Raw genomic sequence first — 349 nt, 5'->3', positions numbered from 1 at the left:
GGCCTGCGCTGGCGGTGACGCCGGCGGAGATCAAGGCGAAGGGCAAGCTGGTCGTGGGCATCCAGGGCGACAATCCGCCCTGGGGCTTCGTCACCAGCGCCGGCAAGCAGGATGGGCTGGATGCCGATATCGCGGCGCTCTTCGGCAAGGAGCTCGGCGTCCCCGTCGAGTTCGTGCCGCTCGAGGTCAATAACCGCATCCCGGCCCTGACCACGGGGCGCGTCGATGTGCTGTTTGCGACGATGGCGATGCTGCCCGAACGGGCCAAGGTGGTGCAGTTCAGCAAGCCCTATGTCGCCAACACGATCGTGCTGATCGGGCCGAAATCGGCGGTGATCAAGACCAAGAC

1 protein-coding gene is annotated in these 349 nt (G+C 65.9%); it reads left to right on the top strand.

The genetic code is table 11. From position 1 onward, the window contains the following. On the top strand, positions 1-349 hold a 349-nt coding region (locus AC1DGP_RS35430), incomplete at both ends, for a transporter substrate-binding domain-containing protein (protein ID WP_476833317.1).

The organism is Allobosea sp. 05T433 (assembly GCF_056396065.1).
The sequence above is the reverse complement of the archived record's forward strand: the minus strand, read 5'-3'. Positions and strand labels throughout refer to the sequence as shown.